16 protein-coding genes are annotated in these 19,803 nt (G+C 43.1%); 11 read left to right on the forward strand and 5 right to left on the reverse strand.

From position 1 onward, the window contains the following. The first annotated feature begins 207 nt into the window (after positions 1 to 207). Both MgSA37_RS11905 and MgSA37_RS11910 read left to right on the forward strand, forming a co-directional pair. The gene (locus MgSA37_RS11905) at positions 208 to 1,032 is read left to right on the forward strand and encodes a phosphatidate cytidylyltransferase (RefSeq protein WP_096352172.1); all 825 of its coding nucleotides are present in this window, start codon (positions 208 to 210) and stop codon (positions 1,030 to 1,032) included. After that, positions 1,025 to 1,603 (forward strand): CDP-alcohol phosphatidyltransferase family protein, encoded by a 579-nt coding sequence (locus tag MgSA37_RS11910; protein WP_096352174.1) that lies wholly within the window; start codon positions 1,025 to 1,027, stop codon positions 1,601 to 1,603. The genes MgSA37_RS11905 and MgSA37_RS11910 overlap by 8 nt, the downstream gene beginning before the upstream one ends. 79 nt (positions 1,604 to 1,682) lie before the next feature. Here MgSA37_RS11910 and glgP read toward each other — a convergent pair whose 3' ends face one another. Next, on the reverse strand, positions 1,683 to 3,365 hold the full coding sequence (gene glgP, locus MgSA37_RS11915) for an alpha-glucan family phosphorylase (RefSeq protein WP_096352175.1): 1,683 nt from the start codon (positions 3,363 to 3,365) through the stop codon (positions 1,683 to 1,685). A 236-nt stretch (positions 3,366 to 3,601) separates the two neighbouring features. Here glgP and MgSA37_RS11920 point away from each other — a divergent pair, with 236 nt between their 5' ends. Further along, positions 3,602 to 4,084 carry a hypothetical protein gene (locus MgSA37_RS11920; RefSeq protein WP_096352177.1) on the forward strand — a complete coding sequence of 161 codons (483 nt, stop codon included), beginning with the start codon at positions 3,602 to 3,604 and terminating at the stop codon, positions 4,082 to 4,084. 288 nt (positions 4,085 to 4,372) lie between these two features. Here the strand turns inward: MgSA37_RS11920 and MgSA37_RS11925 are convergent, their stop codons facing one another. Then, positions 4,373 to 8,041, reverse strand: a complete 3,669-nt coding sequence (locus MgSA37_RS11925; RefSeq protein ID WP_157750545.1) for an ABC transporter permease — start codon at positions 8,039 to 8,041, stop codon at positions 4,373 to 4,375. A gap of 304 nt (positions 8,042 to 8,345) precedes the next feature. Here MgSA37_RS11925 and MgSA37_RS11930 point away from each other — a divergent pair, with 304 nt between their 5' ends. Beyond that, positions 8,346 to 8,636 carry a hypothetical protein gene (locus tag MgSA37_RS11930; protein ID WP_096352180.1) on the forward strand — a complete coding sequence of 97 codons (291 nt, stop codon included), beginning with the start codon at positions 8,346 to 8,348 and terminating at the stop codon, positions 8,634 to 8,636. 153 nt (positions 8,637 to 8,789) lie between these two features. Here MgSA37_RS11930 and MgSA37_RS11935 read toward each other — a convergent pair whose 3' ends face one another. Then, positions 8,790 to 9,272 (reverse strand): hypothetical protein, encoded by a 483-nt coding sequence (locus MgSA37_RS11935; RefSeq protein WP_096352181.1) that lies wholly within the window; start codon positions 9,270 to 9,272, stop codon positions 8,790 to 8,792. Positions 9,273 to 9,430: 158 nt separating this feature from the next. On the opposite strand from MgSA37_RS11935, the gene MgSA37_RS11940 reads away from it, so the two are divergent. The 7 genes from MgSA37_RS11940 to MgSA37_RS11970 all read left to right on the forward strand — a co-directional run bounded on the left by MgSA37_RS11940 (position 9,431) and on the right by MgSA37_RS11970 (position 15,125). Beyond that, entirely contained in the window at positions 9,431 to 9,952 is a 522-nt protein-coding gene (locus MgSA37_RS11940) for an REP-associated tyrosine transposase (protein ID WP_096352183.1), read from the forward strand. 307 nt (positions 9,953 to 10,259) lie between these two features. After that, positions 10,260 to 10,862 (forward strand): peroxiredoxin, encoded by a 603-nt coding sequence (locus MgSA37_RS11945; RefSeq protein ID WP_096357429.1) that lies wholly within the window; start codon positions 10,260 to 10,262, stop codon positions 10,860 to 10,862. Between the two features lie 405 nt (positions 10,863 to 11,267). After that, entirely contained in the window at positions 11,268 to 12,110 is an 843-nt protein-coding gene (locus tag MgSA37_RS11950) for an STAS domain-containing protein (RefSeq protein WP_262497473.1), read from the forward strand. 11 nt (positions 12,111 to 12,121) lie between these two features. Beyond that, positions 12,122 to 12,529, forward strand: a complete 408-nt coding sequence (locus MgSA37_RS11955) for an STAS domain-containing protein (protein ID WP_096352186.1) — start codon at positions 12,122 to 12,124, stop codon at positions 12,527 to 12,529. Further along, entirely contained in the window at positions 12,483 to 12,923 is a 441-nt protein-coding gene (locus MgSA37_RS11960) for an anti-sigma regulatory factor (RefSeq protein ID WP_232010846.1), read from the forward strand. Before MgSA37_RS11955 ends, MgSA37_RS11960 begins: the two co-directional genes overlap by 47 nt. Continuing rightward, the gene (locus MgSA37_RS11965; protein ID WP_096352188.1) at positions 12,916 to 13,926 is read left to right on the forward strand and encodes an ATP-binding protein; all 1,011 of its coding nucleotides are present in this window, start codon (positions 12,916 to 12,918) and stop codon (positions 13,924 to 13,926) included. Before MgSA37_RS11960 ends, MgSA37_RS11965 begins: the two co-directional genes overlap by 8 nt. Continuing rightward, positions 13,923 to 15,125, forward strand: a complete 1,203-nt coding sequence (locus tag MgSA37_RS11970) for a sensor histidine kinase (RefSeq protein WP_096352189.1) — start codon at positions 13,923 to 13,925, stop codon at positions 15,123 to 15,125. Before MgSA37_RS11965 ends, MgSA37_RS11970 begins: the two co-directional genes overlap by 4 nt. Before the next feature lie 260 nt (positions 15,126 to 15,385). On the opposite strand, the gene MgSA37_RS11975 is transcribed toward MgSA37_RS11970, so the two are convergent. After that, positions 15,386 to 18,070 carry a DUF5686 family protein gene (locus MgSA37_RS11975; protein ID WP_157750546.1) on the reverse strand — a complete coding sequence of 895 codons (2,685 nt, stop codon included), beginning with the start codon at positions 18,068 to 18,070 and terminating at the stop codon, positions 15,386 to 15,388. Positions 18,071 to 18,355: 285 nt separating this feature from the next. Next, on the reverse strand, positions 18,356 to 19,765 hold the full coding sequence (locus MgSA37_RS11980) for a DUF3943 domain-containing protein (RefSeq protein WP_096352192.1): 1,410 nt from the start codon (positions 19,763 to 19,765) through the stop codon (positions 18,356 to 18,358). Positions 19,766 to 19,803 lie beyond the last annotated feature (38 nt).

A 19,803-nucleotide genomic window follows, 5' to 3' on the forward strand; every position in this document is an offset into this window, starting at 1 on the left:
TCAACAATTTTAAAAATGTCTCAAATCTCGCTAATTGCCATGAAGCAAAATATAAGTAAAGTCACAAATAGAATTGTTCATCATCATATAAGTACCCAGAAAATATAGACATTTTGCAATAATCCAACAAAACGGTCATTCTTTTTAGTTAAGAATGATTTTGCAGACTTATTTAATTTAAGGCTTGTGTTTTTTTAGTTAATCGAAATGAACAATTTGACTAAGCGGGCATTAACAGGTAGCATATTGGTAATAGTAATTGCCGGGGCAATTATTGGAGGTTGTTATAGTTTTTTTTTACTGATTTTAACTATTAATCTCCTCACTTTGCATGAGTTTTACCATTTATTTAACAATCAGGATATATCGCCGGTTAAACAGGCGGGCGCTGTTTTGTCTGCAGTTATGTTGAGTACCGTTGCCTTAGTAATCAACGGCAACAGCGACTGGAAAATTTTGCTAATTAATATTCCACTGCTCTTTGGTATTTTTTTTATAAAATTATTTATGCGTTCGGGCCATCCTTTTCACGATATTGGCTTTACACTTTTGGGGATAATTTATATAAGCATCCCGTTGTGCTTTTTTATATGCATTGCGTTTTTACCACTTTCAGGTCATACCTATAGCTGGCAAATTCCATTGGGATATTTTTTTATTTTATGGGCAAATGATACGGGTGCCTACCTTACCGGAAAAACATTTGGCAGGCATACGCTGTATTACCGGGTATCGCCCTTTAAGACATGGGAGGGCAGTATAGGCGGGGCAATTTTTGCAGTACTTATTGCCTGCCTGGTTTCATTAACTTTAACTTCATTTGCTACAAGTGAATGGATTATGTTATCACTGTTGATTATTATTACCGGAACATTAGGCGACCTGGTGAAATCAATGATGAAAAGAAGCCTTAACCTGAAAGATTCGGGATCTATTTTACCGGGGCACGGAGGGATGCTTGATCGTTTTGACTCGCTGTTAGGTTCGGCCCCGTTTGCTTTCTGCTATTTAATTTTATTAGGTTATGCATAAGCCAGGTTATTATATTGTAAATGCGATAACGCTTTATCGGTTGTTAGCGGCGTTTGTAATGATTTTATTGGTTATCAACCATGATTTCGACCTTTTTAAATGGATGCTTGTGTTCAGTTTTTTTACTGACGCAATTGACGGTTACCTGGCCCGGGCTTACAAAGTGATCAGTAAATTCGGGGCCTCACTTGATTCGATAGCAGACGATCTGACCGTAGGCGTAGCCATTATTGGCATTGTTATATTCAACCAGGGCTTTCTGATCCACGAAATTATGCTTGTTGTGATATTGATCATGCTTTATGTTTTTCAGGTCATATTTGCATTGGCCAGGTACGGAAAAATAACAGGTTTTCACACCTGGCTCGCAAAAATTGCTGCCGTATTGCAGGGGCTTTTCTTTATTTCCTTTTTCTTTCTGCCCGTACCTCTATATTTCCTATTTTATCTGACTGCTATCGCCACGATATTAGATCTTGTAGAAGAGATTATCCTGGTGTGGATGCTGCCCCGGTGGAGGGCCAACGTTAAAGGGTTGTATTGGGTGCTAAAATCAAAAAGTAGCCGCTAAAAACAGCTGTGTTTATCGCCATTTTGATACAACCCGAAAATCTGATGGCAGTTACAGGTTTAACCGGATAAGGCAACACTTAACTGCCCGTGTTTGGCGTACTATTGCTTCCGGAAATGTCATATAATTGGTCGTAATATTCTTTGGACATCCTGTTGCTGTCGAAATTTGGTAAAATATCTTGCATGCTGTTTTTGATTACGGATAACCATATTTCGGGGTGCAAATAATATAATGGGATAACGGTATCTTCTAATAAGTGATACAGATTGTGTGCATCTGTTTCGTCCTGCTGGAATTTATGCTCCGTAACTTCGGTATTAGGAATAATAAAGCTATTGATACCATCCCTGGCAAATTCCGGAACCCATCCATCCGGGATGGATACGTTAACACAGCCATTCATGGCAGCCGACATCCCGCTTGTTCCCGACGCCTCGCGGGTAACGCGCGGAGTATTCAACCATGCGTCGGCCCCCTGTTTAAGCAGTCTTGATAATTTTAATTCATATCCCACCAGGATTGCACAATTGGGATAAGATTTACACAAGTTCACGATCTTGTCGAAACTGGAGATGGCTTCATAATCCAATGGATAAGGCTTGCCCGCCCAAATCACCTGTACGGGCGTTTCCGTATTGCTCAGCAGCCTGTGCAAACGGTCCATATCATGTAACAATAGTTCCGCTCTTTTATACCCGGCAAATCGCTTTGCAAAAACAATTGTCAGCACACCAGGATCTAAAAGCACGCCGCATTGATCGGCCACTTCTTCAAAAAGCAGGGCTTTGCATACTTTTTTTCTTTCGATAAGTGCGTTATCGTCATTGCTTCTCAGTGCAGCGTACATTTCCTTATCGGCCCAGTAAGCGTAATTTTGGGCATTGGTTACAGAAATGAGGGGGCAAACTCCGGCATAACCCTTCCACATCTCCTGGAGTGTGGCCAGGTGAATTTTTGAAACAGCATTGGCTTTTCCCGCAAACCGCAAAGCCGTTAATGTATGGTCTAAATTATCTCCGTAACATTGCGTTATTTGCCTGAACTCGTCTATCGGTATATCACCCCAAAAACCCATCCTTTGCAAAAGATAAATATCTGACTTTTGGTTTCCGCCGGCTTCCGGCGTGTGGTTGGTGAAAACAAACCTTTTTTTAATTTCGTTTACTGACCGATATTTCCTGTAAAGATAAAAAGCGAGTGGTAACGCATGCGATTCATTCAGATGATAGACATCGGGTTGATAGTTGATCTGCTCCAGTAACCGGGCCCCGCCTTCACCCAGTAAAATAGCGGCGGCAGCCCTGGTTTCGGGGTTACTGTCATATAGTTTATGGGATATGGTTTTTGACAGATAATCATTTTCAGGAAGATCTGTTGTCAGGAAAAATAGGGGGGCAGTTTTAAAAAGATCAGGCTGCAAATAAAAAGCGGTAACCCAAACATCATGCCCGGATATTTTTACGGTAAACTTAATTCCGGTTTCTTCCAGGAAATGGTATACTTTTTCCTGGAACAGTACCTCCATGGTATCGTCGCCTTTACGGCCCTGGTTGTAATAACCATATTTCCATAAAATGCCAATTCCCACAATATTCTGGCGGAGTTCGTACGCACTTCGCATAAAAGAACCCGCCAGGTAACCAAGGCCACCTGAATAGGTTTTAAGTGGCTGGTGAATAGCGTATTCCATACAAAAATAAGCAACGGCTTTTTTGTATTCAGGGTTAATAGGATAGGGTTGCTGAAAAGAAAAGCTCATATAATTAATTAAAAAAATGACGCTTCACTACGTAATCAAATATTGGTGTTTGCCAACCGGTTTCCTATGATCCCCGTCATTTAAATACATGATGTGGGTCATCGCTTTATGATGCTTTACCACCCTGGTTAACCTCCCAGGCTAATTATTTAATAGTGACGTTAATCAAAATATCAATTGATCGCGGTCATTTAAATCTTCAGGACTTTAAGCAACCTTTAATAAATTGAAAAATCATGAGCGAGACACATATACACCTATTGATAACCCATTTGCCCATTTTCGGATCTATATTGGGTGCCTTTGTTTTAATCCATGGAATTTGGAATAAAAGCAATGCAACTTTAGTTGCTGCGTACAATGTTTTGATAGTTTCGGCGATTGGCGCCGGAATAGCCTATGCGACAGGCGAAGGCGCAGAGGAAGCGGTTGAGCATATACAGGGCGTATCTAAAAATGTTGTGGAAGAACATGCAGAGTCAGCGTTAATTTCATTAATAGCCTTGATAGTTGTAGGCTGCATTTCATTAATAGGTTTATTTGTTACGCTTAAACAGTCATCATTGATCAGACCGTTTTCGATAGCCATCTTATTTGCCTCTTTGATAGCGTTCGGGCTGGTTGCCCGTACAGGCTATTTAGGGGGCCAGATCAGGCATACCGAAATCATTACAAATGCCGCTGCACCAAATGAGAAGGGTGGAGGGGATGGTGATTAAGTAATGAAGCATGGGCATTAATTGCTGTAATCTTTATTGTCATAACGTTTTAAGCACATTATCCTGTTTTGTATAAAAAATGCGTTCCGTATCTCAACCCGAAACGCACCACATAATGTGTCAACTAAACCTCAGATCACACGTTTACGACCTAAGTTCTTTTTTAATTATTGAATTAATCATTGGGTCATTGGGACGTTGTTATTTGTTATCGGAAATAATTTTTAGCTTTCCGCTTTGGGCTTTTTGCTTTCAACTCTAACTGCAAACTGCTACTGCTAACTTCTTTTACTCATTCCTCAAACTCTTCACCGGGTTTGCTATTGCTGCTTTTATTGCCTGGAAACTTATGGTTGCCAATGCGATAACTATTGCGGCAAGTCCGCCTGCAGCAAGCAGCCACCAACTGATATTGATGCGGTAAGCATAAGCCTGCAACCATTGGTGCATGTAATACCAGGCAAGGGGCGTAGCAATGACAAAGGCAATTACCACGAGTATGATAAACTCTTTTGAAAACAGGTATACAATATTGCCGGTGGTAGCACCAAGTACTTTACGGATACCTACTTCTTTTATCCGTTGCACTGCCATAAATGAGGCTAAACCATACAAACCCAAGCAACTGAGGAATATGGCTATGGCTGCAAAAATTTTATACAAAGCTGCTAACTGACTTTCCTGTTTGTAAAAATTCCCGATTTTTTCATCCAGAAACTTGTATTCAAAAACAAAATCGGGAAGGGTTTGGTCGAATATTTTTTTAACAGCAGGTAACGTAGCAGCAATGTTTGTCGCTGCCATTTTTATTGTTGCCTGGTTGTACATGGCCACGTCTGTAGTAATAAGCAATGGCGCCAGGTTGTTACGAAATGATCTGTCATTAAAATCTTTCAGCACACCAACAACCGGGCATTTTATCTGCCCGTTCCATATGCTTATTTCTTTGTTCAAAATATCTTCCGGGTTTTTAATTCCGAGACTTTTCAGGAGGGATTCATTCACTAAAAATTCTCCTGTCATATTTGAGGGCTGCAAATTTCTTCCGGCTATTAAGGGCAACTTATATGCAGGCACATAGTTATTGTCGGCAAATTTGGTGATCGCTTTAAAATCTGTTTCTTTTATGGCATGGTTAAATCTGAGTGTGCTCCAGATGTCGTTACCATCTTCAACCGGGGTGTTTGAACTGAAGCTTACTGCCTGCACACCGTTTACCGTTAATAGCTGGTTCTTTAAATACCCCATTTTGCTGATGCGAATACTATCCACGCGGTAAGGAACATTTATAATGGCGTCTTTATCAAAGCCCAGCGGCCGATCCATAAAATAATTCATTTGCTTTACGATGATGAGCGTGCCGATGATGAGCGTCTGGGCAATAATGAATTGAAACACGACCAATCCCCGTCGTAATGAAATTCCGTTTGTGGTATTTGAGGTGAGTTTATTTTTTAACGCGTTAACAGGGTTAAAACGTGATAAAACAATAGCCGGATAAAAACCAGCAAGTGCGGTGACAACAATTGTTACCGTTAAAAGAAATAAAATAATTGCAGGATCGCTGAGCAGGTTGAATGAAAGCGAAAGCTCTAAAAGTTTACTTATATAAGGCAATGCCAGCATGGTAATGCCTGCAGCAAGTATTACAGCGCTTATCACTATCAAAAATGTTTCAACAATGAATTGGATCTGTAACTGGGATTTACTGCTCCCCAAAACTTTCCGTACGCCAACCTCCTTTGCACGGTTAACAGCCTGCGCCGTAGAGAGGTTGATAAAGTTTACGCAGGCAATTAACAGGATAAATGCGGCAATAAGCCACAATACATTGAGCAGCTGATGACTGGTTGTTCTGTTGCTGTAATTGCCCGCCTCTGCATCATAATGCACCGCGCTTAATGGTTGCACAATATGACTGTCCTTATCGGATGGAGATTCCACCTTCCGTGAGTACGCTCGTAATTGCTGATTAAAATTATCAACCGGGATATTGGGCGGCAACAAAATATAGCAGCCAAAATCAGGTACAGTTACATCCCCATCAGTAGATTTTGAAAGATAATCTCCCGTAAAACCTGTTCCAAAGGCCACCACAAGTTTTAGCTGAAAATCGGTATTTGCCGGGATGGGAGCAAGAATTCCCGAAACTTTCAAAACATCGGTACCATGCTCAAATATAAAACCGCCTGCCCGCAGTTTAATGGTTTTGCCTATGGCAGTTTTCCAGTCGCCAAAATATTTTTCAGCAATCTCTTTGGTAAGCAATACATTGTTCGGGTCTTTCAATGAGGCATACGAACCCGATAGCAATGGGAAATCAAATATTTTAAAGAATGAAGGCCCTGCAAAAAATACACCCCGCTGCTCTTTAAATTCCTTCACCGGCCCGCCATTATCGGGTATCAGCAGCTGGTCATCGTGGCTTGCAAAGATAGGGGACACCTGTTCTATTTGGGGGAAAGCCGTTTTCAATCCTAAGGGCATCGGGAAAGAGAGGTCTTTCCCATAAGAAACATCTGCAGCATCAGCATGATGATATTCGGTTAATACCCGATAAATGCGATCTTTCTTCGCGTGAAAATTATCGAAGCTGGTTTGATATTGTATAATGATGAAAATCATCACACAAACGGCAATACCAACCGCCAGGCCGGCAACATTAATAACGGTATAGCTTTTATTGCGCGCCAGGTTGCGCCGTGCTATTTTGAAATAATTTTTAAACATGGAATTGCGATTTAATTTGTACTGAGACCACCGTGGAGTGGTTTCAGGAGACGAAATTACCGTCGCAAACCGGGGATCGCGCCCCAAATTATAAGATGGTCGCTCTTTGTTAAGCTCATTTTTATATTCAGCAGGGCTTTTCCCGGTTATTTGTTTAAAAGTACGGTTAAAAGTAGTTTTGGAATTGAACCCCGATTCATAGGCAATACCCAGCAGGGTGATATGGTCAAAAGAAGGGTCCTGCATTTTCTGAACCACGTCCGCAACGCGATATTCGTTAATGAAATCGTTGAAGCTTTTTTTAAGTGCCGTATTGATAATCCTGGATAATTCATGAGTACCCAGCCCGAGCTTATCAGCCAGTGAGTTTAAACTGAGTTCAGGGTCCTGGTAATACCCTCCGGCTTTCATGGCCCTCTTCAGCCAGGTACCCTTTTGCTTTATTTCCGAAGGAAGCGGCGGCTTTAAAAATGACGGGGCTTCCACCGGCACGCCGGCCTCCTGCCTTAAAAAAGCCACGGCACCCATCCAGATGGTTGTTGCCGCTAAAAGCAGGTATAAAGGATAATAAGCCTGAATGCTTAATTGGTAATGGTAATAAAAATAGTCGGCGGCGGTAAAGGGGATCCACAATAGCCATAACAAGGCAAAAACTTTCAGCAAGTTATGCAGCCAGCGTAGCCCGTACCGGTGCCGGTCGCCCCCGTTAAATTTTTGTCGCCTGTAAAAACGTTCGATCTGCCGGTGCGCCAGGTAAAGGTAAATAACCACCGAAACAAAGGCCATCATTTGCAATACCGGGTCCAGTTGCCGGAATGCCGGTGTTTCATAAGTAGCTGCACCGGTTTTTATACTCTCTCTAACCTCAATTATCCAAACGCCCAATTGCAGCAGCAAGGGACAAAAATGCAGCAGATCCCGATGCCGGAATTTATATTCCGGCCGGGTTATTTTCAGTACATAAAAATAGATGAGGGGGCCGAGCGCCAGCGAAAATCGCAGCGGCAGCCGGCTCCAATCAGCAATGTACGCTGATAGCCCGATGTCGATGCCCAATAGCCGGGCTATCCACAAAACAATGGTAAGCAGGGCCAGGGCCAAAAACCGGTTTGCGGGCTGATTGGCCTTTTTGGTGAATCCTAAAAGCAGGGCAAAAGTGAGCACGATGAACAGCATTGCGAAGAATGCTGCATCATAAAGGCTGATATGGAAAGTATACGATCTCAAGTCAATTTATGCTATCAACTGCTGCACCAAACTTATAAAATGCTAATGGATAAAATGTTAACGCTCAACAAAAATAAATGGTGTATCAAAACCGGACAAAGTAATGCCCGGTGTTGAATTTCGTTTTCGAAACGGCCCGCATTTTGTTGTTGCGTAACACATGCAATAGCCTGCAATCAAGCGAAAAATAGCTTGTAATCAATTAATTAGGTACTGATAAGATGCTGTCAGTGACAAATTCTTGTCAGTACTTTTTGCGTAAACCAGGATGGTTTTTTGTATTTTAGCATAATTGCAACATCCAATGAAAACGTTAGCAGAATTTAAAGAATCGTTGAAATTAGCAGAACCTGTTACCGGGATCTCTGTACAGTTAAAAAGCCTTTGGTACGATGGCAAAGGCGATTGGCATCAAGCGCATGCCCAGGTAGATCAGCTAACAGACCAGGCATCGACATGGGTACATGCCTACCTGCACCGTAAAGAAGGCGACATTTGGAATGCCGACTACTGGTATAAAAAAGCACAAAAAACCCGCCCGGACATTTCTTTGGACGAGGAGTGGGAGGAGTTGGTGGTGGAGTTTCTGGGGTGAGGGTGGTAAGAGAAAATTAGGCAAATAAGTGTAGGCGTCCTGCTTACATTAACTGCTTTACGCAGTTGGAAAAACGGCATGTAATCGTTTGGTAATGTCAACGGGACGCTGACACTGGTTGGGGTTCAAGCGGGACGCTTGAACCAGCGGGTGTTAAAAGTTGTATTTTTTTAACAGTCCCTTCAAAAATGCCCGGAATGCTTTAGTTGGTCCGCCTGCTAAATAACCATCGTTGGCTATTGGATATTTATCTTGTTTTTGAGGATCGAGGGGAATGCTGGAAACTACCACGTTGCAGCTGAGACAGACGGTAATGTATGCAACAATTTTACCTTTCAAATAATAAACGAAACCAAGATGAGGTTCAAAGCAAGCGCCCGTTGTATCGTTGAATGATTCTCTTTCTCCCAACTTCTTAGTGAGGCTAAGCGCACTCTCTTTATTAAGAACGACCTGCTTCGTCATAGACTTGGCTATATGTCCCCTGGCGTCGACTATGCTTTCATCCGAGCCTATCCCACCGTCAAAATCATACATCATTACCTTGTCATACCTTAACTGCAGAGGTGAATTTTTTATAATTTTATGTGTCGTGGGCAGGAAAAAAATCAACGCAACAATTGCAAAAATTTTCATAATGAGCGGACTTTGCCAGCTAAAGTATAAAAGAATTCACAGAATTAAAAATAGCCCCTCCGCCGGTTCAAGCGTCCCGCTTGAACCCCAATAAATGTAAGCGTCCCGCTTACAATACCTCATTGCGATATAAAAAAATATACTGCATATTTATTACCATGCAACGCAACGCCTCAACCGACGAACTTTATTTCGTTACCTTAACCGTAGTAGATTGGATAGACGTGTTTACCCGCCGCTATTACAACGATTTTATCATCGAAAACCTGGCCTGGTGCCAGCAAAAGGCAAACCTTAATATCTATGCCTATGTCATCATGACTAATCACATCCATATGGTAGCCAATGTTACCGATGGTTCATTAGGTGATGTTTTGGGGCGCTTTAAAAGCTACACTTCAAAAGAGCTTTATAAAATGATAGCCAACAACACGCAGGAAAGCCGGCGGGATTGGATGCTAAAAGCTTTTGACCGGGCTGGTAAATTCAACCCTTTAAATGAAAAACATCAGCTTTGGCAGAATGGCAATTACCCCATTGTGCTTTATACCCCCGCGGTTATCGAACAAAAAATCGATTACACGCATGAAAACCCGGTAAGGGCAGGCTTTGTGGGGTCGGCGCACGAGTATTGGTATAGCAGCGCAAACCCTGAAAGCCCATTGAAGATCATTTGGTAATGTCAGCGGGACGCTGACACTGGTTTGGGTTCAAGCGGGACGCTTGAACCGGCGGGGTATAAAAAAGCCCGAAAAACCCGCCCGGATATCTCTTTGGAAAAGGAATGGGAGCAGCTGGTGGTGGCGTTTCTGGGTTGAGGGTAATGGGAGAAAATTACCTAAATAAGTGTGGCCGTCCCGCTTATATTAACCATTTTACGCATCCGGAAAACCACAGTAAAATTTTGATGACATATTGCTTGATTCTCAGCAGACTATTGTAGCTTTGATGGAATCATCATTCATTAACAAGTCAAAACAATCTGCCATGTTCAAAAAATATTATTGCTTATCTATTTTAATTTTCAGCTTGTCACTCCTGGTAACCCGGTCTGGCTTTGCCCAACCGGCAGCGTTGTCAAAAGGGGATGCTGCGCCTGCATTTACAACCCAGGCCAGCCTGGCCGGCACGGCATTTAATTTTTCGCTAAAAGATGCCCTTGCCAAAGGGCCCGTTGTGGTATATTTCTATCCTTCTGCCTATACCGGCGGCTGTGATGCCGAAGCGCATGCTTTTGCCGAACTAAAAGATAAATTTACTGCTGCGGGAGCTACCATTATCGGTGTATCTGCCGACGATATTCAAAGGCTGAATAAATTTTCTTCCGACCCAAATTACTGTGCAGGCAAATTCCCCGTTGCTTCCGACGCTGACGGCAAAATTGCGGCAAGCTACGGCCTCACCATGTCGCCCGGCAAGCTCGGTTTTAAAGATGTGCTCGGCCAGGACCTTAATCATGGCTTTATCCCACGGACCACTTTCGTCATCGGTAAAGACGGTAAAATTGTCGCCGTGTTTTCGTCAAACACCGACCACATTTCACCTACCGACCATGTCGACAAGTCATTGGCTATTGTAAAAGGGCTGTGAAACGCCAAGCGGGGTTCAGTTCCGGCAATCAGCCCTACCGGTTCAAGCGCGACGCCTGAAGCCAAACCATCATGAGCGTCCCGCTTACAATACCTCATTGCATGGTAATAAATATGCTCCATATTTATTACCATGCAGCACTACGCCTCAATTCAACCGGATATTTCAAAAAAAGAGGCCTCTTTTTTATTGTTGAACAAAAAATGTTTTCGGTTTAATTAAAATTTAAGTTTCTATACTTTACTTTAATCAGGCAAATTTTTGAAGTAAATAAGTTAATAATTAAATTAAAAATACCGATCTTATTGTATACCTTTCCATTTTTATTAAATCTTGCCAAGTTTGGATTTTATGGCTTAAAAGTTTAACCTGTATCCTTCATCCCTGTCGCTTAAAACGCATAAAGTGCTACAAAACAAGAAAAAAAACATCCTTGAATTCTGGATGAAGAATCAACTGGCTGATGAAGGTTTACGTGAAGACCTGATTAGTAACGACGAACTACGGAGCCAGTCAGAAGAGTTAATTACTGCTTTAGTAAGTAATTTATCCGGTGATAACTTCACTAACCTGGATGCTGATGAATGGAGCCCGGTCATTGAAATTTTAGGGGGTATCGCCATAACCCGTGCACGCCAGGGTTTTAGCCCGCGCGAAACAGGAAATTTCGTTTTCTCTTTAAAGGAGGCCATATTGGACGTACTTCAACAGGAAATCACCAATGATCCGATGGCGCTTTTTAAAGAAAGTCAAAAAGTTAATCGCCTGATGGACAATCTGAGTGTTGTCACCTTCGAAACTTTTATCAAAGGGCGTGAGGAAGTTATTTTACGTCAAACGGATGAGATTACGGAAATTTCAACCCCGGTTATCCGCGTATGGGATGGTATTTTGGCCCTGCCGATCATTGGAACTTTAGATAGCGCACGTACACAGATAGTTATGGAGAACCTGCTGCAGGAGATCGTAGAAACTGGTTCGAGTATCGCTATCCTTGACATTTCGGGTGTTCCGGCGGTGGATTCACTGGTCGCTCAACACCTGATCAAAACAGTAAGCGCTACCCGTTTGATGGGTGCCGAATGTATCATCAGCGGTATCCGTCCAGAAATTGCGCAAACTGTGGTACACCTGGGTATCGACCTGTCTAATATCATCACAAAGGCAACGTTGGCCAGTGCGCTGGCTTATTCCTTTAAAGTGATGCGACTGGAGGTGAGAAAAATTAATACCGTCACAAAATTTTAAAACGATAAATCATGGATAAAATACCTATTCTAAGGATGGGTGCTTTCCTGCTGGTGACGATACAGGTCGATCTTTATGACCGTTTAGCGCTTAATCTGGAGGCTGATCTTGTGCAAATGGTTAATAAGACAGGCGCAAAAGGAGTTTTAATTGATATCTCTGCAGTCTCAATAGTAGATTCTTTCATGGGAAGGATCATCGGTAACATTGCCAGTATGTCAAAAATATTGGATGCCGAAACTGTGGTAGTAGGTATGCAGCCTGCGGTAGCTATTACTTTAATTGAGCTGGGTTTACCGTTGAAAGGCGTGCATACTGCCCTAGATATGGAAAGGGGCATGAACTTGCTTAAATCCATAATCGAGGTTACTGATGACGAAGATCGCTATCCCGAAACAGATGATCTTATCGCTGAGTAAAGATACTATTCAGATACTCAAAGAGCAGGATGTTGTTTTTTTTAAGAACCGCGTTAAGGAGGTTGCCGTCAAAATTAAGATGGGTTTGGTAAATCAAACCCGTTTATTAACAGCCGCAAGCGAACTTGTTCGTAACATGATGCGCTATGCAAATGGTGGTACTTGTATCATTGAAGTCGTTTCGAGCGGGCGGATAAACGGGGTACGACTGACATTTTCCGACCGCGGCCCCGGTATTCCCGATATCGCTGCTGCCATGCGCGACGGGTTTTCGACCGGAAAAAGTTTAGGATTGGGTCTTCCGGGCACAAAAAGATTAGTCAACGAATTTGATATAAAAAGTAAAGTGGGAGAAGGTACAGTAGTGACTATATTAAAATGGGCCAATGGTTGACGCAACACATATCAGCTTTCCGGCCAGTGACCGCAGTTATTTTTCGCTGATTAAAAAAGAGATTCACCGAATGGCAACTGAAGGTGGCATTAATCCTGCAAGGATCAATGAACTCGACCTGATCGTTGCAGAAATGACCTCGAACCTGTTTAAATACAGTGATGATGGCGAATTGCTGATCGGCATATTCCCTAATGGCGGTAACCCTTATGTCGAACTGATCAGTATTGATAACGGCCCGGGTATGGTCAATCCGGCAAAAATGATGCAGGACGGCATTTCAACCAGTAATACACTCGGGCACGGCCTGGGTAGTATGAAAAGGATGTCAGATAATTTTGAACTTTATTCGCAGATTGGCTGGGGTACTATAGTTTTAAGCCGTGTGTACAGCGTACCCGAAAAAGTTAAGATAACGAATGAATTGATCATGCGCCCGATTGTAGTGTACAAACCGGGTGAAAAAACCAGTGGTGATGGGTTTACTTATAAAATAACCGGAAAATACATAAAAATGATGCTGGCCGATGGCCTTGGTCATGGCCCGGAAGCTAATAAAGCCATAAATGAAGCGGCTAACGCTTTTAAAATTTTTCCCGAATACAGCCCAACCGAAACTATCCGTTTTATTCATAACGCTATAAAAAAAACAAGGGGGGCGGTAGTCAATATTGTAGGTTACGATCTTACGCGCAAAGTATGGACATCGGCAGGCGTAGGTAATATTGCTGCCCGTATGTCCGGCCCCGTTAATTTTAAAAACCATATGTCTTATAACGGCATAGTGGGGTACAATATTCCAAATACGATGAGCGATCAGGATTATCCGGCGGAGGAATTTAACCAGGTTATGTTATGTTCGGACGGCATCAAAACACGGATTGATATGTCCCGTTATCCGATGATGTATAAATATGATTTAACTGTTCTGGCAGCAGCTATATATAAAGACCACGCCCGGCGTAATGATGATATGTCTGTTGTAATTGCAAAAGTAAAATGATTAAAATAGTATCGATTTCATTAGAAAATGAAATGGACCTGGTACTGGCACATAAACGGTCCATGAAGGTTGCCGAACGGCTGGGCCTGACTATTGCCACACAAACCACGTTTGCTACCGCCGTATCAGAAATTGCACGAACCGTGATAGAACATACGGACGACGGATTGCTGGATATCGGGCTGGAACAAAACAAAACGCGCTATAACCTGGTAGCTAAGGTTACCTTTAACAAAGATATCCTGTTTACCAACGCAGATGCCGGATTTTATTATGCGCAGAAACTGGTACCAGAGTTTGAATTGAAAGAAACTGAGACGGGAAACCTTATCACCATGAAGATGAGTTTGCCCCGTTCTCTGAAGCTTGAACCTGTAAAAATAAATCTGCTAAAAAGTGATTTTGCGGAAGAACTGCCCATAAATGCTTATGAGGATATTAAACAACGCCATGCAACGCTAAACAAGATAGCGACTGAACAGGAAGAGGAGCTTCGCCAATCAAAATTGGTTGACGAGAAGAAGACGGAATTTATTTCTATTGCAAGCCACGAACTCAAAACCCCAATGACCATTTTGAAAGCTTATACACAAATGGCAAAAGCAACAGCAGAACCGATGAGTGAACATTTGCTGGGCCTGTTAAATAAAATAGATCTTCAGTCCAATAAATTAATGACGCTTGTGCAGCAACTATTGGATATCTCAAAGATTGAGAACGGCAATCTGCAGTACAATATGAGTGCTGTAAGCGTAAATACCTTTCTTCACGATCAGGTGGCTGTAATGCGGCACATTTTGCCATATCATAAATTTGTTACCAATTTTGGTGAGGATGCTGATGTTTTAATAGATGAATTACGATTAGAGCAGGTACTTGCCAATTTATTAGGTAATGCGGGCAAATACTCGGATAAGTATACCGATATATTAATAAGTACCTCGTTGTTAATTGACAAGGGGGTGATTATGGTAAGTATCACCGATCAGGGTCGCGGTATGACGGCCGAAACCACCGCATCAATTTTTAATAAGTTCTACAGGGCTAAAGATGTGCTAAAAAGCCATACAGGGCTTGGTGTGGGTTTATTTATCACATCAAAAATAATCACCGATCATCAGGGTGAGATATGGGTTGAAAGCGCAGACGGAAATGGATCTACATTTTATTTCACCATACCCTTAGCTACTAAAATATAAACCCGCTGTCCGCAGATACTGACTACGGTTAGCTATACTCCGCAATATCCCCGGGAAGACGCAGGGCCCTCTGCAACCCTGCTGAAACGTGTGAATTTTGCATATGATGAAATTTGCTGATTATCAATTAGTTAAATTTGTTATCTTAAACATCTGATTATTAGTTATTTACACAAATCTAACTACTGTTGATAAATTAAAAATGCTGATAATGAGTGTGTTTCACTCTGTTCCACCTGTTCCGCGTGATAAATGGAACGCTAAAACTCCGGTTGGAAACTAAACTTGATCCCATATACTGCGGCGCCGGGGTGGCTGAGGTAATTGAACCTCCGGATGAGATCGACCCGGAAAAATTTAAAGATGTTGCCTACGCCCGCCCCGGCTTCAATGTAAGGCGTGCTGCCAAGCGCGTAGGTTCCATAGGCGCCATTGGTAGCGGGCGGAAGGCGAAAAAGGCCCTGCGTTAATGCCGGGTTATTTTCGGCACGCAGGCCGCCATATAGTATTTTGGCCGATAGGTATTCGCGCCATTTGAGGTGTTGTATCAGCGGGATCTTGTTCAGCAAAAAACCGTTGAACGTGTGGGTGATGTTGATGCCTGCGTAATGGTCGCTCACAAATTCCAGGTAGTTCATCTCGTTATAGGCATCCCGGTTATAGGCAAAGGTTTGATTGGCCGGGCTGATATTAAGCAGCGGGAAAGGTACCTTGCCCTGTACGTAGCCGCCAATAACAGTAACATCCGAATAGCCCAGCTGCGAAAAATAGAACCGCTTATACATATTGAGGCCGATATCGGTATAGGCGTATGCGCCATGCATAAACCCCCTGAACCCGCGGTTCAGCTGAAGATCGAAAATAGGGTATTTGTTGTGGATGCTGTGCCGTTCCTGTGTGCCCTGTATAATTTGCTCGTTTGGTGCATAGCGCAGGTGCAGGTCGAGTTCGCTGGTAGTTAGTTTGTGCACAAGGGTGCCGGCATCATCGTTCATTTGATAAACCAATTGCGCCGCCGGCGACTGGTTCCAGTTTTTAAAGGTGAAGTTATACGAAAAATGGTTCTCAAAATCCTTTGCATATTGCAGTTCGAAAATGCCGCTGTAAAGCCAGTAGTTTGTTTTTCCGCGTTGGAAGGATGAAAACGCTCCCTGTTTGTTGGTGATGGAAAAGGTATGCCCCGGCACATCAACATCATACAAATAACTCACCCTGAAATAATCATTCGGGAAACGGTAGGGTGCAGTTTTATTCAGCGCGATATAAGCGATTGCGTCAACCTTAATTTTTTTATCCTTTGTGCCGATGGCGCCATAGCCCTGCAGGTAGAGCGTGCTGTCGAATTTTGGCGTAGTGCGTCCCCCGCCCTCAAAACGAATCCCCTCCTGGCTGTTGAATGAAAAAAAGCGTCCTACCGGCCCTATTTGTACCGGCCCCGTATCGGCATAGCCACCGGTAAGTGTTGACAGCCACCACATGGTGCGTTTGTAAGGCGCCATTTGCTCCAGCCTATGCAGGTTGCTGTAAACCTGTGCCTGCTGTTTGCTTAATGTATCGGTACGGTGGGCGGCCCACCAGGTGCTATCCGTGTTGAAGGTACGGGGCGCTACCTGCTCCGGTTTGCCGTTGTAGAATGCCTCCGGCTGTGCCACGGCGGGCTTATAGTTGCTGTATGAGACTGTCCGCTCGCCGATAACGCCCCAGCCTTTAGTCCTGTAAATCCCAAAATCGGCGTTTACATCGCTCTTGCTTAAATAATACCTGCCGTCAGGCTGCCGGACAAAATTGAGTTTGATCTTCATGCTGCGCAAAAAACTCACGTTGATCTGCCCGTTAATGTTCATCTCGCACGCGGTAATGGCGTAGTGCCCATCCAGTGTCACAGTTAATTTTCCGTCAAAAAGCACATCACCTTTAATGCGCGGTGTAAAGGCCACCTCAATTTGTTTACCTGCGGGTGTGCTGATGGTATCGGCGATGAAAAACTTATAAAAGTTTGGCGAATGGTCGGCTATGGGGCTTAAAAACTGGCTGGAAATAATAAAAATGTTGTTTTGGTAAATGTCAAGGTTATTGCCATACAATTGGTTTAAATACACCTGTACCCCGGCGGTATCGATAAACTGAACAATGTTTACCCCTTTTTCAGCATTAAGCACCTGGATGTTTTTTTCGGGCTGCCTGCGGTAATACACGTCATACAACTTTTCGCTTTGCAGCACCGGCAGCAAGGTTTGTTTTTGCCCGTTAACATTGGCCGTTGTGTCCAGCATAAACTTATACTTGCCGAAAAACTTGCTGTTAATAAACTTTTGCGGGAGATTAAAAAACGAAAGGCCAATGCGTTCGTACTGGCTGTATTGCAGGTAAGCAGCGCTTTCCATCCGGTTTTCGTTTTTATGATCAATTATTTGCCGGATGAGCGACACCGCCGGGTTGTCCTTGTTACGGTACCGCTGCTTCCTGGGGGAGGTAATAAACACGCCCTTTAGCTGAGTTTGGCTTCCGGGCATACTGATACGCAACTTATTTACCTGGCCGGGCTTTATCGTCTTTACAACAGCCTGAAAGCCCACATGCGAAAACGTAACTTTTGCAAAAGCGCCAGGCCTGGTCAAACTAAATTTCCCCAGCGAATCGGTGCTGGTAGCATAAGTGCTGCCATTTAAGCTTACGGTAACATACATTAGCGGCTTTCCGGCAGCATCCGTTACCTGCCCGGTAACTGTAGTAAATTGGTTGAGGGTATCTTTTTGTCCTGCAACACCATTCGGGATAGTTTTGGTGGTGTCGGTTTGCTGGCCTGAAGCATTAAGGGTAAGTAATAAGGGGCAAATGCAGCAAACCACTTTTAAAAGAATGTTAGTAAACCCTTTTAAATAATAATGGATGCTGCTGTTGTAAAAAGACGGCGCAACCAGCCAAATGCGGCGAATAAATGACAAAATATTAAGATTATTATCGACAAACAAATATCAAAAAAACACGCATATGTGCAGCAATAAGTATGTATAGCCTGTATTTAATTACCGCGATAATAGGCATTAATCCTGTAGCGATGTTGAAGAAGGTTAAGCATATGTTAAGCCTGCCAAATAGCAGTGGTATAGCTAATAAACATGTATGGAAGAAATATGTTTGTATTAAACTGCGGTAACTTTACAAACTTATAATTTATTTGCAGCGAATGGGGATACTTACAATTCAGAGTATATTAGCGGATTTTACTGTTATAAATTTACCGAATATTTAACGGACCCTTTAAAATAAGGATAGTTTCTAAAAACATCCGGATAATCCCGGTACCTGCCGCTTAATGCGTAATAGCCCGGCTCGGCACACAGTGAAAACCCTTTGATCACCATATAGCTAAATTCGCCTGATACGGTATGCAGAAAATAATGGGCCGGATTGCCATTTATCGTAGCCTGCCAGCCGCCCCTGTAATTTATATTGAAAAATAGTTTGCCCGCAACATTCAGGGCCGCGCTGCCGTTAACCCCCACACCCATGGTATAGTCATAATTTCGGCCGTTTGGGGTAATGTATTTATCGGGTGCGGCCCCGAGTATTATTGGCCCTACGCCGAGGGTGGTGTTGATGACGAATTTTTTTGACAGGTCAAATTCCGATAAAAGGTTGATCCGTATGCTTTGCCCGCTATAAAAAAATGCTACGTTACGGATATAATCGTAATTGGCAGATAATACGGCAAGGTGCTCAACCGATTCTGTAGATTTGATCTCCCAGCCTGCCAATGACCCATAAACGCTTACAACATTGATCCTGGTAGTGTCATCCTGCCCAACTTCGGCATTGATCAGGATATTGCTGAACGGGGTTTGATAATGTTCATAGGGATCGCCATAATAAAGCCTGACATGGCCGTACAGGCCGCTATGCCCCCGGTTATTCAATACAATAGTCCTTATCCCTGCATTGAATTCCGCTATTATTTTTGAGGAATCCCTGAGCGTAGTGTTTTTTGAAACCTTGCCCCATTTGCCATCCAATATCCGCGAAAGCCCGTTCATTGGGTCAACTATAAACCCCAGTACCTCATTTACCTGCCTTTTAAAACCATAACTTTCGTTGTTCACAATCCGGTTAGACAGGCGATAGGTCATCTCCCCTAAAATAGTACCCCCAAAACCGGTGTTGATGAAATCGTTAGGCGCCGGTGCCTGGTTTTCTGCGTATGTTTCCCAAATATAACTACCCGTAAAAGCTGCTGCAGATGATGCCCAGAAATTATAACCGTTTGTCCGGAACGAATTAAAAAAATAGCTGCCATGGTAAGGGTGGCCAAATTGGTTGGTTTGAAGCGGATCATTATCAAACTGCCAGCTGCCAGGGTTTAAATTGTGGCCGATGGTTTTTAAAGAGATCTGGGCATAATCTTTTTTAGTAACAAACTGGTCAAATGATTGCACTAATATCTCTGCCATACCAAACTGGAGCGCGGCATGGCCAAATCTTTTTTTAACCAGCAAAGTATCCGGAACGGGAGGCCTGGTGCTATCTTTTAAGCTCCTGTTAATTATGCTGAATTGGGATAGAGCGATATATGGCCGGGCCAGCAGGCCCACGCAGCTCAGCAGCGTTACAAATAAAGTTCTTTTCAGGTTATATAAGTTCATCTGGTGGATATATCATGATCCGGCCTGCGATTGTAAGT

The organism is Mucilaginibacter gotjawali (assembly GCF_002355435.1).
Taxonomy (GTDB): Bacteria; Bacteroidota; Bacteroidia; order Sphingobacteriales; family Sphingobacteriaceae; genus Mucilaginibacter; species Mucilaginibacter gotjawali.

Excerpts from the sequence above, each read along its gene's own strand:
- MgSA37_RS11905 (WP_096352172.1), top strand. The coding sequence starts at position 208 with ATGAACAATTTGACTAAGCGGGCATTAACAGGTAGCATATTGGTAATA.
- MgSA37_RS11910 (WP_096352174.1), top strand. The coding sequence starts at position 1,025 with ATGCATAAGCCAGGTTATTATATTGTAAATGCGATAACGCTTTATCGG.
- glgP (WP_096352175.1), bottom strand. The coding sequence starts at position 3,365 with ATGAGCTTTTCTTTTCAGCAACCCTATCCTATTAACCCTGAATACAAA.
- MgSA37_RS11920 (WP_096352177.1), top strand. The coding sequence starts at position 3,602 with ATGAGCGAGACACATATACACCTATTGATAACCCATTTGCCCATTTTC.
- MgSA37_RS11930 (WP_096352180.1), top strand. The coding sequence starts at position 8,346 with ATGAAAACGTTAGCAGAATTTAAAGAATCGTTGAAATTAGCAGAACCT.
- MgSA37_RS11935 (WP_096352181.1), bottom strand. The coding sequence starts at position 9,272 with ATGAAAATTTTTGCAATTGTTGCGTTGATTTTTTTCCTGCCCACGACA.
- MgSA37_RS11940 (WP_096352183.1), top strand. The coding sequence starts at position 9,431 with ATGCAACGCAACGCCTCAACCGACGAACTTTATTTCGTTACCTTAACC.
- MgSA37_RS11945 (WP_096357429.1), top strand. The coding sequence starts at position 10,260 with ATGTTCAAAAAATATTATTGCTTATCTATTTTAATTTTCAGCTTGTCA.
- MgSA37_RS11955 (WP_096352186.1), top strand. The coding sequence starts at position 12,122 with ATGGATAAAATACCTATTCTAAGGATGGGTGCTTTCCTGCTGGTGACG.
- MgSA37_RS11960 (WP_232010846.1), top strand. The coding sequence starts at position 12,483 with ATGACGAAGATCGCTATCCCGAAACAGATGATCTTATCGCTGAGTAAA.
- MgSA37_RS11965 (WP_096352188.1), top strand. The coding sequence starts at position 12,916 with ATGGTTGACGCAACACATATCAGCTTTCCGGCCAGTGACCGCAGTTAT.
- MgSA37_RS11970 (WP_096352189.1), top strand. The coding sequence starts at position 13,923 with ATGATTAAAATAGTATCGATTTCATTAGAAAATGAAATGGACCTGGTA.
- MgSA37_RS11980 (WP_096352192.1), bottom strand. The coding sequence starts at position 19,765 with ATGAACTTATATAACCTGAAAAGAACTTTATTTGTAACGCTGCTGAGC.